This window comes from [Lactobacillus] rogosae (assembly GCA_900112995.1).
In the GTDB taxonomy this organism is placed as follows: Bacteria; Bacillota; Clostridia; order Lachnospirales; family Lachnospiraceae; genus Lachnospira; species Lachnospira rogosae.
In genome coordinates, this window is sequence record FONU01000012.1 from 1 (window position 1) to 14,231 (window position 14,231).

Here is a 14,231-nt window from a genome sequence, read left to right on the forward strand (position 1 = left end):
GAAGTTTCGAAGAAACTTCTAAGTGACTACGAAGTAGTCATATTATATCATAAAAATAAAATTTTTAAAAATATATTGACAAACCTGACCCTTAGTTGTATGGTTAGTTACATAAGTAATGAACCAAATAACGAATTATGGTGATTAACAAAATAACAGAATGGAGAGATTGCATGCAGGAACATTTGACGCAGGAAAAATCCATATATATACAGATAAGTGAGATGATAGAAACAGATATCTGCCGTGGAATTCTGCTTGAAGAAGAAAAAGTTCCAAGCACGAATGAGCTGGCGAAGCTGTATACGATTAACCCTGCAACGGCGGCCAAAGGTGTCAACATACTTGTTGATGAGGGAATACTTTATAAGAAAAGAGGTATTGGAATGTTTGTAAGTAAGGGTGCTAAAGATATGATACTCAATAAAAGAAAAGGTGCATTTTATGAGAATTATGTCAAGTCATTGATAGAGGAAGCTAAGAGTATCGGAATAACAACTAAAGAATTAATCAAGATGATTGAAGAAAGCGAGGGTTAATATGAGCGGTCTGGAGTGTAAGAATATAAGTAAAAGCTATAAGGATAATAAGGTGCTTGATAATGTGAGCCTTAATATTGAACAGGGAAAGATATATGGTCTTATAGGGAGAAATGGTGTTGGAAAGACAACACTTATGTCAATTATGACAGGACAGAATCCAGCGGACAGCGGAGAAGTTACATATAATGGACAGCCTGTGTGGGAAAATGCAGAGGCGTTAAGCCATATATGCTTTTCAAGAGAGATTAATACCAAGAGCCTGCTTGGAATGAACAACCAGAAGGTTAAAGAATATCTTCGTCTTGCTTCAATATATTATAAGAACTGGGACAAGGATATGGCAGAGGAACTTGTGAAAAGGTTTGGTATTGATAAAAAGAAGAAGGTATGTAATCTTTCAAAAGGAATGTTGTCAATGCTCACAGTGATAATAGGACTTGCAAGCAAGGCAGAGATAACAATTCTTGATGAGCCGGCAGCAGGGCTTGATGTAATCGTCAGGGAAGAATTCTACAAGCTTATTATAGATGAGCAGCAGGAGAATGGCAGAACATTTATAATATCAACACACATCATTGAAGAAGCGGCAAATGTATTCGAAGAAGTTATAATACTTAAAGATAAATGTGTATATTTAAAGGAAAATACAGTTGAATTACTTGATAAATGCCGTTATGTATCAGGTCTTGAAGAAGATGTAAAAAATGCTGTTGATGGCTGTAAAATTATCAATGAAGAACATATAGGAAGAAGCTACGCTGTTACAGTAATGCAGGATGGCGATGGGAAAATCAAAGCAGTTCAACATGTTACGGTACAGCCGGTTTCACTTCAGAATTTATTTATTGCGATATGTGGACAGTCGAATATGTAAGGAGGGGTGACCTATGAATTATGGATTGGCAAGAATAATCAAAGAATCATTGTATCAGGCATTGAGGAACACTATGTATATAATAATAGGTGCATTTGCATTGACAATATATAGTATGTTTGTAGTTAATGATAAGGGAGCACATTCCGCTTTGGCAGTTGGAATGTTGTTTTCCCAGTGTATTATATATATTGGTGGATATGTCATAGTATTATTTATGATTTGTTATACCTGTCAGAATATTTCACTTGCAGTTTCTTTCAGCTGCACAAGAAAGCAGGCTGTGGTGGTGACCTATATTATTGAGTTTCTAATGGGCATTTTCTTAATTATTGTGTCAGTAGCAGGAGCATTAACAGCTGGTTTAATGGGAGTTGATATCAGTCTTGGAATATGGATATTGCAGGCGGTACTTGTTATGCTTATATGTATAGCTGTGGCTAATATAAGTTCAAGCATAACATTAAAAGTGGGAAGAATAGGTTATATGTCGATGGTTTTAATAATGGGATTTGCAATGGGAATTATGACGGTTTTCATCAAATCAACATTAGCTGCAGGATATAGCATTATGGGTGGATTTATAAATCTTAATGCAGGCACCTGTACTACAGGAATAATAGCCGCATTTATAGCTGTGTTAATATCAATGTATATATATTACCTTGCGATAAGAAAGCTTGTAGTGAGAAGCTAGGGCTGGAATGGAGAAGAATATGGAAGAGATAGCGAAGATTTTTAAAATAAACAAGACAGGTATAATGCAGACATTTATCATACTCATAATATGTTCGGTTGCAGGGAATATTATCCACGATGTAATTATGTTAATGGAGAACATAGGACTTGTAGAGAAAGATTATACAGTATTTCCAATGGGAAGCTTTATGGTAATAATTGGAATTATTGCCACAGTTATATTTGCAGCGACAACTTATAACTACACAAGATTCAATATGGATGTATCATATGGATGCACGAGGAAGATGTATATTATAAGACAATGGGTGTTTGATATTGTGGTTATTATTATGGCGTGGGCAGGATTAGGTATTACATATCTGTATGAGAACTGGAAGTTTGCGGCATTTTATTCAGAATATAGTCTGGAGCTTAGCATAACACCGCTTTTTCACTTCAAATATTTTGTTGTTTCATTGATAATGTTAAGTTCATTTAATATGCTTATTAGTTCACTGATTATAAAATATGGAATAAAGGGCAGAAGAATAATGGCATTCGCATATATGATAATCTGCTTCTCGATGGCTAAGGCAGAGAATATATATCAGGGGATATATGAGAGAATATTAACCCTGCCAATTGGAACAGATATATTATTATGGCTGGTGACATTAATTATAGCGGCTGTATCAGCAGTGGTGGCAATACTATTAATTAAAAAACAACAGGTTGCAAATTAGAGTGGTAAAATCAAAAAAGAATGTTATAATAAAGTATCACACATTGTAGTATATATTTAAAGGAGCAAGTGATGGATACTTTTAATGCAACTAAGGGGGCAACAATACTTATAGTTGATGATTCACGTTTCCAGCGTACTATAATAAGGGAATTGTTAAGGGAACATTTTAATATTTTTGAAGCTGAATCTGGTGAAGAGTGTCTTGGTATAATTAAAAAGGACAAGGTGTCTATTGATTTACTCATTCTTGATCTTGAAATGCCGGGAATAGACGGCTTCGATGTTTTAAGGCGGCGACAGGAGATACAGCATTTTGCTGATATACCTGTAATAGTCCTTACAGCGACTAACAGCAGTGATGTTCAGGCAAGTGTGTACGAGCTTGGAGCTAATGACTTTCTTATTAAGCCGATTGACCCTAAGACAGCATTTTTTAGAATTCAGAACCTTCTTAAGTCAAAGCACAGAATAGCAAGTCTTATTAAAGAGTATGACGATTTCAAGTTTAAATCAAAGATTGATGAGATGACAGGACTTCTTAATAAGTCAGCAACAATAAAGCTTATAACGGATGCATTAAAAGAATATCCGAATGGACTGCACGCTTTGATGGCAGTGGATATTGATAATTTCAAGGCAATTAATGATGTGTATGGACATACAGTGGGTGACCATACAATATCAATTGTTGCAAGTGTTATGGCATCACAATTTGAAAAAACAGACATTGCAGGAAGAATAGGCGGCGATGAGTTTGTGTTATTTGTTCGTGACATTGAAAGCAGGAAATATGTGTATGAAAAGGCACAAAATATTGTTGATATAATATCAGCCAAAGAGAATATGTCTATTCCAGAGGATGTAACAATTAGCATAGGTGTTGTATTTACTGATGGAACAGAGAAAGATTATACAGAGTTATTTGCTAAGGCAGATGAAGCACTTTATGAGTCAAAGCATGCAGGAAAGTCGTGTTACCGCGAATATGGTGTCAAGCTTGACGGCAGGAAGGCATCAAAGACAATACCTGTTATTACACGCTCAAGAAATGTGATAAGTATAATTGAGTTCGTGCACGAATCATCTTATGATATAAGAAAGATAGATAATATTAATGATTTTGAAAAATTAATCAGTGGGGTAAAGAATATTCCGTGCATTTATGTAGATATATCCGAGATGGAAGATAATGGATATAGGGTACTTGAGGATATAACTAATACAGACAATTTAATAATAAAGAATATGCCAATTGCCATTATATGTAAAGAGGGAAGTATGGAGCAGATACGTCTTGCAGCAGGCTATGATTGTGTTAAAGACATATTATTTGCACCAATTGAGCCACAACAGCTCAAACGCCGTATCGCAGCTTACAGGAGTAAGATAAGTGATTAACTTTACTTGACAGAGTTGGTATATAACATTTATAATAAAGGAACCGTGCAGCCGGGGAGTTAGCGGCACCTTGTACCTGCAATCCGCTATAGCAGGGGTGATGTTCGGCAGAGGGCGAGATTTTATGGAGCCGCCCGATATAAGTGGTGATGACATTTGGGTCTTTCGCAACAGGAATTCATGAACCATGTCAGGTCAGGAATGAAGCAGCATTAAGTGAAACCTTCTGTGTGCCGAAAGGCAGCCTGGATCGAGCTAACTGTATCGGTAACGTCTGTGGATGATCATTCGAAGCTGAACGCACGGTATTTTTGCGCGAGTAACGATGAGAATGGATTGAAAGAAGGACGTTTCCTGCTAGCAGGAAAAAGGCCTTATTGCAATCGATTCGAGGAGCACCGCGACAGTGACAGAAGCGGAAGCTTCTGGAACGCCATCGTTACGAGTTGAGCGAAGTGTAACGTATTGTAATACGCGATGAGCGAAACACCCCTTCAGAAAGGAAGTCCTCTAAGTATGTCATATCAGGCCCTATACAGAAAGTGGCGTCCTGACACCTTTGAAGATGTTAAAGGTCAGGATCATATAGTTACAACATTAAAAAATCAGATATTGGCAGACAGAATAGGACACGCATACCTTTTCTGTGGTACCAGGGGAACTGGCAAGACGAGTGTTGCAAAGATATTTGCCAGGGCAGTTAACTGCGAACACCCGGTTAATGGAAGTCCATGTGGCGAATGTCCTGCATGTAAGGCAATTGCAGCAGGAACGTCTATGAATGTAATAGAGATTGATGCGGCATCTAATAATGGTGTCGATAATATAAGAGAGATAAGAGAAGAAGTACAATACTCTCCAACAGAGGGAAAGTACAAAGTATATATAATAGATGAGGTTCATATGTTGTCTATAGGAGCGTTCAATGCACTGTTAAAGACACTTGAAGAACCACCTGCATATGTAATATTTATACTTGCAACAACAGAGGCGGCTAAGATACCGATAACTATTATGTCGCGCTGTCAAAGATATGATTTTCACAGAATATCAATAGAAACAATAGCAGACAGGCTCACTCAGCTTATGAAAGCAGAGAATATAAGCGTTGAGGATAGGGCAATAAAATATGTAGCCAAAGCGGCTGATGGTTCTATGCGAGATGCACTCAGTCTGTTAGACCAGTGCATAGCATTTTATCTTGGCAAAGAGCTTAAGTATGAAAATGTACTTGACGTGCTTGGAGCAGTTGATACAGAAGTGTTCAGCAAGATGTATAAGACAATAAAGACATCAGATGTTGCAGGCTGTATGAATCTTATGGAAGACATAATTATGCAGGGCAGGGATTTGTCTCAGTTTGTGACAGATTTTGTGTGGTATTTAAGAAATCTTCTGCTGATTAAGACAACAGATGATATAGATAAGATAGAAGATGTTATCGAGGTATCCAAGGATAATATTAAGGATATGATAGAAGATGCCAGGGACGTAGATGTTGACAGTATAATGCGTCATATAAGAGTTCTGTCAGAGCTTTCCAATGAGATGAAGTATGCAACGCAGAAGAGAGTTAAGGCAGAGGTAGCTTTTATTAAGCTTATGAAGCCGGCCATGGAAAGTCCTAAGGATATGCAGGAGCTTGCAGGCAGGGTAAATGACCTTGAGAACCAGTTAAGTGAAGCTCTTAGTAAATTACAGTCAGGTGCATATATAACTAAGGATATGCTTGATAATATGTCATTACAGTCAGGTGGTGCTGGTGCTTTAGGCACTGGCAGCAGGAATGATGCAGTACAGGAAGAAAAGCCTGTTCTTAGAAGAAATTATGATGCAGTCACAGATGATATAAAGCAGATAGCAGGACAGTGGAGTCAGATAGTGGCTTCAATGGATGATGCACTGCTTATGAATTTGTTAAAGCAGGCTGATGTTACTGTAACAGAGGATGGTAATAGCCTTGAGATTATGGTAAAATCTATTAGTGGTTATAACGTGATAAGCAGGGAAGAAACAATCGCTAAGATAGAGGAGCTTATCGAAGAAAGAACAGGTATATCAGTAAGAGTGGTATGCACAAGAATTGATGAAGATGAGGATTTTAACAGGCGTTATATAGCATTAGAGGAGCTTGTTGGAATGGATATCGAAATAGATGATAAGGAGGAATTTATATAATGGCTAAAAGAGGTGGATTTCCAGGAGGAATGCCTGGCAATATGAACAATCTTATGAAGCAGGCACAGAGAATGCAAAGACAGATGGAGGAACAGCAGGCAGCTCTTGAGTCTAAAGAATTCACAGCTACAGCAGGTGGCGGAGTTGTTGAAGTTACTGTAACAGGTAAAAGAGAAGTGACTAAGGTTAAGATTGATCCAGAAGCAGTTGATCCAGATGATGTAGAAATGTTAGAGGATTTAATAGTTGCTGCAACTAACGAAGCACTTCGTAAATGCGAAGAAGAATCACAGGCTTCTATGTCTAAGATAACAGGTGGTCTTTCAGGACTTGGAGGAGGCCTTTTCTAATGGACATATACAGCGGTCATATTAATAAGTTAATAGAGCAGTTGTCAAGATTACCAGGGGTTGGGGCTAAGAGTGCCCAGCGCCTGGCATTTCACATTATAAATATGCCTAAAGAAGAAGTTGAGGGCATAGCCAATGCAATGATTAGTGCTAAAGAGCATATACATTACTGTAAAGAATGTTATACGCTTACTGATGAGGAACTTTGTCCGATATGCAAAGATCCTAACAGAAATCACAAGCAGATTATGGTCGTTGAACAGACAAGGGATATGGCAGCATACGAAAAGACAGGAAAGTATGAGGGCGTGTATCATGTACTTCACGGGGCTATAAGTCCAATGCTTGGAATAGGCCCATCAGATATTAAGCTGGCAGAACTTATGAAGCGTCTTCAGAAAGATGTAGACGAGGTAATAATCGCTACGAACTCTAATCTTGAGGGAGAAACAACAGCTATGTATATAAGCAAGATGATAAAGCAGGCAGGCATAAAGGTTACAAGAATAGCCAGTGGAGTGCCTGTAGGCGGCGACCTTGAATATATAGATGAGGTTACACTCCTAAGAGCACTTGAAGGCAGGACAGAATTATAACCATTTAATATATGGAGTTGAAGTTCTGTATAATTGCAACTTAATTAGGTGTATTGAAAAGATATAAAAGTTACATATTAATATTGAATAAATCGGACATATGCAGAATGGCATAATGATATGAAGAGGTATACATATGGCGGAGAATATGATTGGAGAGATAATAACAGAGCACAGAGAAAGAATGCTTAATCTTAAGAAATATTATCCTTTTTTCAAGCTTATTGATACTTCATTTTCCCAGTTTAAGGAGGGCAGATATGAAGCACTTGATATGGGATATATCGTGATGGCTGTTCTGCGTTTTTTTATTGAGGAAAATAACTTCAAGGAAAAGGAAGTTACATACAAGGAGTATCAGGAGTTCTTTAATAACATAATAAGGCACGACTTTGATATGAAGCTTACTGAGGAAGAAAGCAGGGAAGTGGCAGATTATGTCTTTGATAAGATGAAGAATGAGGGAAAGCCATTTGAGTATGCGTATTATGACCCTGTGGAGAAGAAGAAGAGAGTATCAAGGGTTAAGCTTATAGAAAGTACAATAAAAGATAATACTGTGTGGTACAGTATAAGTGCTGATGCGGTCGAGTTTTATCTTGATACGAAAGAGATTAAGGACGAAAGCCGTATAAGCGTGTCACAGCTCCTTTTGGAGAAAATGATTAATTCCAATAACTTTAAAGGCGGAGTAGAGGTTATAGAAAGAATTAATGAGGAAGTTGGAAGGCTTAAGGTTAAGAAGAATGAAGTTATGGATATGCTTTCCAAAGATGTAAAGACAGGACTTGAACATTATGAGGATTTTGTCAATACAGGAATGAAATGGTTCGTTGATGAGGAGAAGCTTTTTAAGAAGAACAAGGAACTTATTGACAAGGCAATAGAAAGGCTTGAGAGTAATTCATCAGCGACAGAAAGCTATTACAGGACATTAAAAGAAATCCATTATCTTGAGGACCAGCTTAAAATAGCAATGAACAAGCACGCGGAACTTCTTCGTGACTGTACTGATATGCAGAATAATACAGATGAGGCAGTAAAGAAAGCAAAGCTTTCAAGGCTTCGTCCACATATGGATTTCACAGCTACACTCTCAGATATGATTAGGACAGATGATGCTTCATTGTTGGCATTTATAATAGAGCCGCTGTTAAAGCTTAATATAAAGAAGACATTTGACATAAAGACAATAGATGAAGCACTTCTTGTAAAGCCGGCAAGATATGATAAGAAGGAATATGTAACAGAGGACACACCAGAAGATATATTATATGAAGATGAGATAGAAGATAAAAGAATAAGACATAATTACATCTTTATAATGAATAATCTTAAGGAGTGTATTAACAGGAAATGTATGAATAAATCGGACATTTTAACGCTTGGAGAATTCAATAATATAATGTCAGAAGCTTATGGAGAGGAAATTCTTAATAATGCTGATTATTATTCTTTCTTTGTTAATCTGTGCCAGAAGGACAGCTATGTTATCGGTGGAGATAATATGCAGTCAGAAACATTTCTTGATGACATATTAAAGGAGGGTTTTGAAGGAAGTGAGCCTGTACATATAATTATGGAAAAGGGAACAGATGAAATAATAGATTACACCAATGTGCAGGTAATGAATATTACATTCAGAAAAGAGGCAGACGATGGAAAATAGAAATCTTGAAAAAGCATTGGATATAGTATCGAAGCTTATAACAGGTGAAGAACTTACTGAGCGTGGTGACAATAGTTCTTTATATCAGGAATATAACAACAATGCAGAAATCTATGACATAGTACATATGTCACTTAAGAAGCTTAACCTTTCAATATATGAGTATAATAATGGACTATATGTCAGTGCAGGAGAGAACAACAGGGTGTTTGGCTATACGAATGAAGAACTGCGTAAAGAACTTGGCATTAAGGTGAATAAAGATTTATATATGGCATATTTTGTTATATACAATATTATAACAGAATTCTATACGGCATCATCTAATACGACTTATGTGGAGTTCGTAAAGGTTGAGGATATTGTTAAAAATGTTGATTATTCAGTGTCAGCAATTATTGATAAGAAGTTGGGAATGATTATTGATGACATAGAGGAGAACAGCTTTAAACAGATAGCTTTAAGCTGGGACGAGCTTCCGGTCATAACAGTTGAAGATACGGCAGATGTAAGAGCTGCAAGAAACTCTAAGACAGGTTTTGTAAAAATGGTACTTAACTTCTGTGTGTCACAGGGGCTTTTAATGGAAGCACAGTCAAGATATTATCCAACAGACAGATTTAAAGCACTTATCGAGAATTATTTTGATGAATACAAGGGACGTATGGCAGAGATTATGCAGTCTTTGATTTAACAGCTTAAGAATGTACTATGTAGTGCAGGAAAGAGGTAGATATGCCACAGATTAATAGAATAAGAGTTAATAATGTTAAATATAATTTTGGAACGCAGTTCTATGACGATTTTCTAATGCGTTTTAATTGCAAAAATACAATATATGACCTTGCTAATGGTGGTGGAAAGAGTCTTTTAATGCTTCTTCTTATGCAGAATATGATTCCTAATTGTACACTTGATGAGAAACAGCCTATAGAGAAGCTTTTCAGAAAAGGGAGTGACAACACCTGCATACACTCACTTGTTGAGTGGAAGCTTGATAACAATGCAGTTAAAGATGGTTTCAGATATATGACAACAGGTTTTTGTGCAAGAAAGGCAAGAGATGCCAAAGATGAAGAAAATGTTACTGACAGCACGGGCACATTGACACAGGCTTCATCATCTGATAATACAAGTGTAGAGTATTTCAATTACTGCATTTTCTATAGAAAGTTCGGGGAAAATGACATAAAGAACCTGCCGCTTGCTGTTAATGGCGAGAGGGTTACTTATAATGGCTTAAAGGCATATTTAAGAGAAGCGGAGAAGTCAGATTATAACATTAAAGTATACATTTTTGACAGAAAAGGTGACTATCAGAGCTTTATATCACGTTACGGAATATATGAAAGTGCGTGGGAGATAGTAAGAGGCATCAATAAGACAGAGGGACATGTAAGAACTTATTTTGAGACTAATTACAGGACAAGCAGAAAGGTTGTTGAGGACCTTCTTATAGAGGAGATTATACAGAAGTCTTACAATAACAGGCTTTCAGTTGATAATGATGACTCTATGATGGCAAAGACACTACTTGATATTAAGGATAAGCTTATAGAACTTTCCAAGAAGAACAGCCAGATTAATGATTATGATAACCAGATAGAAGCTTTAACATATTTTAAAGATTATATCGCCACATATAAGGAATTCTATTCCAATAAAAGAGATATTGAGAACAGGCTTGCCAATATGCTCTTATCAGTGATTAATGCTGAGGGCAGGAAAGAAGCAGAGCTTTCAGGACATAATGAAAAAGAGCAGGAACTTTATAATGAACTTTATGATAAGAAATACAAGATTGCAGTGGCTGATGTATTAAAGGAAAAGAAGTCATTAAATGAGCTTGATAAGCTTGTCAAGGAAGCACTTTCAGATAGAAATAAGAAAGAGAACCAGATAAAGACTGCAAGGGAAAAGCTTATGCTTTTAGAGGCAGCTAATAATTATTGTGACTATATCAATTACGAAAAAGAACTTGTTAAAGTTAATACTGCAATTGACAGCCGTATGATAGAGGACGAGGACATAGCGGCAGAATTAAACAGGCTTGCAGCTATATATAAGCAGTATTATGACAAGGCAGAAAAAGAATTTTCAGACAAGACTGCCAGAGCGGCTATAGATGAGAAGAATTTAAGAGATGAACTTAAAAAGGCAGACGATAAACATCAGGAAGCAAAGAATAACTGTGCTGTTATACATGGGCAGGAAAGCACTGTAAAACAGCATATTGAAAAGGACGAGAAAGAGCTTAAAAGGCTTGCTGACGCTTATGGAATACTGATTGTTGATGATATTATATCCAAGATAGAGGAATTAAGGGTACAGCATAATGGTATTCTTAAGGAGGAGGCTTTTTTAGAGGAAAGCATTAAAGAAACAACCAAGTCGGTATACAAGACAGAGGAAAAGATTAATATTGCTGAGTCTAATATTGCGATGTTAGATGAAAGAATTGACCAACTTCAATCACAGATTATAAGCAGGCAGGAGAATGAGAGCAAGCTTAAGGATTTGCAGAGAATATATGGAATTGCAGGAACTGACAGATTAAAAGAAGGCATTTTCAAAGAATTTTTAAGAATGAATGACAAATATAATGAAGACAGCCAGAAGGCAGTTAAGCTTGGAAAACTTATAGAAGCAGTAAGTGCAGGTTCTTATTATATAGACAATCCTTCTTACAATAAGTTCAGGGAATATCTTAAATCAGTGTGCGGTGAAGCTGTAACAGAAGGTTATAAGTATCTTGAAAATGCAAGCGAACAGCAGAGAAAAGATATTGTTAAAAGAATACCATTTATCCAGTACAGCTTTGTAATTGACAGTGGTTTTGACAGGTTAAAGGAAGCGGAACTGGAAACTGAAACACAGGATAGTGCTGTATATCCGGTAATAAGTGCAGAGGCACTTAAAGATGAAAATGTTAATATAAACAGCGATAAAGTTATATTTGCATTTAATGACATAAGTTATCTTACAGACGATAAAAGACGTGATGTAAAGGTGCGCATTTTAAGGGAAGAACTTGATAATCTTAACGATACCATAACAAAGCTTAACAGCAGAAAGCAGACAGTTCTTGAAGATTATGTGCTTTCGGTTAATGCTGGTGATACATCAGCGGAAAAGCTTGATGCACCTGAGGAGCTTCTTAAGAGAAAAAATGATATCAAAGAGAATATCGCCGCATACAGAGCAGAGCTTGGACGATATAATGATAAGAAGTCACAGGATATGGCAGAACTTGAAAATGTCAGAAAGTCCAAGAAGTCTGTTGAATTAAACATAAGCAGATATGAAGAAATTGCAGTTGTAAATGAGAGGGTAACGGCGGGATATGTGACATTAAAACAGCTTACTGAAAAGCTTAAGGCTGCCGAAGCACAGATTATAGAACGTGCAGATTATCTTGATAAAATAAGAGAAGACTATATTAAGGCAGATGAGTATAAGACTAATGTTGATAATCAGTATTCAGAGCTTGTAAGCGTCTGGGAAAATACAGTGTCGCATTTTTACAATGAGGGCATTGATTATAATAATGATGGAGCGGATAAGATTAACCCTGACGAACTTACCGCTAAGATAACAGGTCTTAAAGACATTTTGGCTAATAAGAATTCAGATGTTTCTGATAAGGAAAATCTTAGAAAGCACCTGAAAGCTTCTGTTGATAAATGTATTGAAGCTATTGAGTACAGAGGTCATACATTAGAAGAACTTAAGGGAATGTATGAGACTGGAACAATATCTGTAAGTGACAGGACAAAGCTTATGGGGCTTAATAATGAACTGCACGAGTATCAGAAAGAATATGATGCCGGAAGCAGGGAGACAGAAGCTAAAGAAGCACTTCTTAACAGACTTGAGGGAAGTATTGCACACGCTAAGAGCCAGATTGAGGAAAAATATGGACGATATGAAGAATTTGAGTGTGACAATCCTGAAAAGTTCGCAGATGATATGTCTGTGGCAGTAGCAGAATTAGAGAAGAATATAGAAAAGTATGCACAGTTAAGAAAGCATATGTCAGATGAACTCAAAGAGATACAGCTTATAAGAAAAGACCTTGAAAGAATAACATATAATGCAGGAATTGATATTGAGAATTATGCAGAATTGTCAGAATCGGATATTGAGATTAAAGATTTTGAAAGTGTTGCGAAAGAATACGAGCAGACAGCAAAAGAGTATTCATCTATATTAAAGCTTGAATACAAGAAAGCTGATGAGTTCAACAAATATAAAACAAAGCTAATAGATGAACTTAAGAACTATAATGGTGCTGAACTTGCCGTTGAGGTTAATGTATCGGTTGTGCTTCCTGTTAATGCCGCAAAGACAGAACAGCTTGTTAAATCAATAGAGGATACGAATTCATTTATCGAACTTGAGAAAGAGCGTGTTCACAAGGGAATAGAGGATATGGAACGTATCAAGGATAACTTTGAAAACGGATGTATACAGACATGCAGTAATATAAAGACTGAGCTTGAAAGACTTCCAAAGCTTTCGCATATCAGAATGGACAATGAAGATATTGCAATAATCGGGCTTTATATTCCTTATGTTAGGGAAGAAATGTATAAGGACAGAATGTCAGCTTACATTGATGAGACAATTGTTGCAGCGGAAAGCTTTAAGGAGCAGGAAGAACGTTTCAGATATATAAGAAGCAGGCTTTCATGGAAACGGCTTTTCTCAGTAATTGTAACGGATATGAATTCAGTAAGAATTAATCTTTACAAGAGAGAGAGAATAAAAGACCAGAGCAGATATTTAAGATATGAGGAAGCTGTAGGCTCAACAGGACAGTCGCAGGGGATATATATACAGTTCCTTATAGCTATTATTAATTATATTTCCAATATGAACACAGTATCAGATGGACAGCCTTTGGGTAAGACTATATTTATAGATAATCCATTTGGTGCGGCAAAGGATATATATATATGGGAGCCAATCTTTAAACTGCTTGCAGTAAACCATGTACAGCTCATTGTTCCTGCAAGAGGTGCAACACCGGCGATTACCTCAAGGTTTGATGTTAATTATATACTTGGGCAGAAGATGGCAGACAAAAGGCAGCAGACAGTTGTTGTTGACTATTATAGTAATGTTAAAGAGACTGAATTGGAATACACAAGAATGGACTATGAACAGGCAAGCTTTGATTTCATATAGCAGGTTTA

Annotated in this window: 11 protein-coding genes and 1 other RNA gene; all 12 read left to right on the plus strand. The window is 36.6% G+C overall.

What is annotated here, in order from left to right:
- Window positions 1-173: 173 nt before the first annotated feature.
- The 12 genes from BM157_RS06000 (at window position 174) to BM157_RS06055 (ending at window position 14,223) form a co-directional block, all read left to right on the plus strand.
- Window positions 174-539 (plus strand): GntR family transcriptional regulator, encoded by a 366-nt coding sequence (locus BM157_RS06000; protein WP_055177418.1) that lies wholly within the window; start codon window positions 174-176, stop codon window positions 537-539.
- A gap of 1 nt (window position 540) precedes the next feature.
- Window positions 541-1,416, plus strand: coding sequence for an ABC transporter ATP-binding protein (locus tag BM157_RS06005; protein ID WP_022503088.1), 876 nt, complete (start codon window positions 541-543; stop codon window positions 1,414-1,416).
- Between the two features lie 13 nt (window positions 1,417-1,429).
- Window positions 1,430-2,113: a hypothetical protein gene (locus BM157_RS06010; RefSeq protein WP_090140327.1), complete on the plus strand. Its 684-nt coding sequence runs from the start codon at window positions 1,430-1,432 to the stop codon at window positions 2,111-2,113.
- A 19-nt stretch (window positions 2,114-2,132) separates the two neighbouring features.
- Window positions 2,133-2,840 (plus strand): hypothetical protein, encoded by a 708-nt coding sequence (locus BM157_RS06015; RefSeq protein WP_090140329.1) that lies wholly within the window; start codon window positions 2,133-2,135, stop codon window positions 2,838-2,840.
- Window positions 2,841-2,911: 71 nt separating this feature from the next.
- On the plus strand, window positions 2,912-4,240 hold the full coding sequence (locus tag BM157_RS06020) for a GGDEF domain-containing response regulator (RefSeq protein WP_090140332.1): 1,329 nt from the start codon (window positions 2,912-2,914) through the stop codon (window positions 4,238-4,240).
- Window positions 4,241-4,283: 43 nt separating this feature from the next.
- Window positions 4,284-4,546, plus strand: an RNA gene (gene ffs, locus BM157_RS06025) — signal recognition particle sRNA large type.
- A gap of 210 nt (window positions 4,547-4,756) precedes the next feature.
- Window positions 4,757-6,418 (plus strand): DNA polymerase III subunit gamma/tau, encoded by a 1,662-nt coding sequence (dnaX, locus tag BM157_RS06030; protein WP_022503084.1) that lies wholly within the window; start codon window positions 4,757-4,759, stop codon window positions 6,416-6,418.
- Window positions 6,418-6,768: a YbaB/EbfC family nucleoid-associated protein gene (locus tag BM157_RS06035; RefSeq protein ID WP_022205992.1), complete on the plus strand. Its 351-nt coding sequence runs from the start codon at window positions 6,418-6,420 to the stop codon at window positions 6,766-6,768. Before dnaX ends, BM157_RS06035 begins: the two co-directional genes overlap by 1 nt.
- Window positions 6,768-7,364: a recombination mediator RecR gene (gene recR, locus BM157_RS06040; protein ID WP_022503083.1), complete on the plus strand. Its 597-nt coding sequence runs from the start codon at window positions 6,768-6,770 to the stop codon at window positions 7,362-7,364. The genes BM157_RS06035 and recR overlap by 1 nt, the downstream gene beginning before the upstream one ends.
- 136 nt (window positions 7,365-7,500) lie before the next feature.
- On the plus strand, window positions 7,501-9,033 hold the full coding sequence (locus BM157_RS06045; RefSeq protein ID WP_090140335.1) for a hypothetical protein: 1,533 nt from the start codon (window positions 7,501-7,503) through the stop codon (window positions 9,031-9,033).
- Window positions 9,023-9,727 carry a DUF6063 family protein gene (locus tag BM157_RS06050; protein WP_055306976.1) on the plus strand — a complete coding sequence of 235 codons (705 nt, stop codon included), beginning with the start codon at window positions 9,023-9,025 and terminating at the stop codon, window positions 9,725-9,727. Before BM157_RS06045 ends, BM157_RS06050 begins: the two co-directional genes overlap by 11 nt.
- Before the next feature lie 41 nt (window positions 9,728-9,768).
- On the plus strand, window positions 9,769-14,223 hold the full coding sequence (locus BM157_RS06055) for a hypothetical protein (RefSeq protein ID WP_090140338.1): 4,455 nt from the start codon (window positions 9,769-9,771) through the stop codon (window positions 14,221-14,223).
- The last annotated feature ends 8 nt before the right edge of the window (window positions 14,224-14,231 follow it).

Excerpts from the sequence above, each read along its gene's own strand:
- BM157_RS06000 (WP_055177418.1), top strand. The coding sequence starts at position 174 with ATGCAGGAACATTTGACGCAGGAAAAATCCATATATATACAGATAAGT.
- BM157_RS06005 (WP_022503088.1), top strand. The coding sequence starts at position 541 with ATGAGCGGTCTGGAGTGTAAGAATATAAGTAAAAGCTATAAGGATAAT.
- BM157_RS06010 (WP_090140327.1), top strand. The coding sequence starts at position 1,430 with ATGAATTATGGATTGGCAAGAATAATCAAAGAATCATTGTATCAGGCA.
- BM157_RS06015 (WP_090140329.1), top strand. The coding sequence starts at position 2,133 with ATGGAAGAGATAGCGAAGATTTTTAAAATAAACAAGACAGGTATAATG.
- BM157_RS06020 (WP_090140332.1), top strand. The coding sequence starts at position 2,912 with ATGGATACTTTTAATGCAACTAAGGGGGCAACAATACTTATAGTTGAT.
- dnaX (WP_022503084.1), top strand. The coding sequence starts at position 4,757 with ATGTCATATCAGGCCCTATACAGAAAGTGGCGTCCTGACACCTTTGAA.
- BM157_RS06035 (WP_022205992.1), top strand. The coding sequence starts at position 6,418 with ATGGCTAAAAGAGGTGGATTTCCAGGAGGAATGCCTGGCAATATGAAC.
- recR (WP_022503083.1), top strand. The coding sequence starts at position 6,768 with ATGGACATATACAGCGGTCATATTAATAAGTTAATAGAGCAGTTGTCA.
- BM157_RS06045 (WP_090140335.1), top strand. The coding sequence starts at position 7,501 with ATGGCGGAGAATATGATTGGAGAGATAATAACAGAGCACAGAGAAAGA.
- BM157_RS06050 (WP_055306976.1), top strand. The coding sequence starts at position 9,023 with ATGGAAAATAGAAATCTTGAAAAAGCATTGGATATAGTATCGAAGCTT.
- BM157_RS06055 (WP_090140338.1), top strand. The coding sequence starts at position 9,769 with ATGCCACAGATTAATAGAATAAGAGTTAATAATGTTAAATATAATTTT.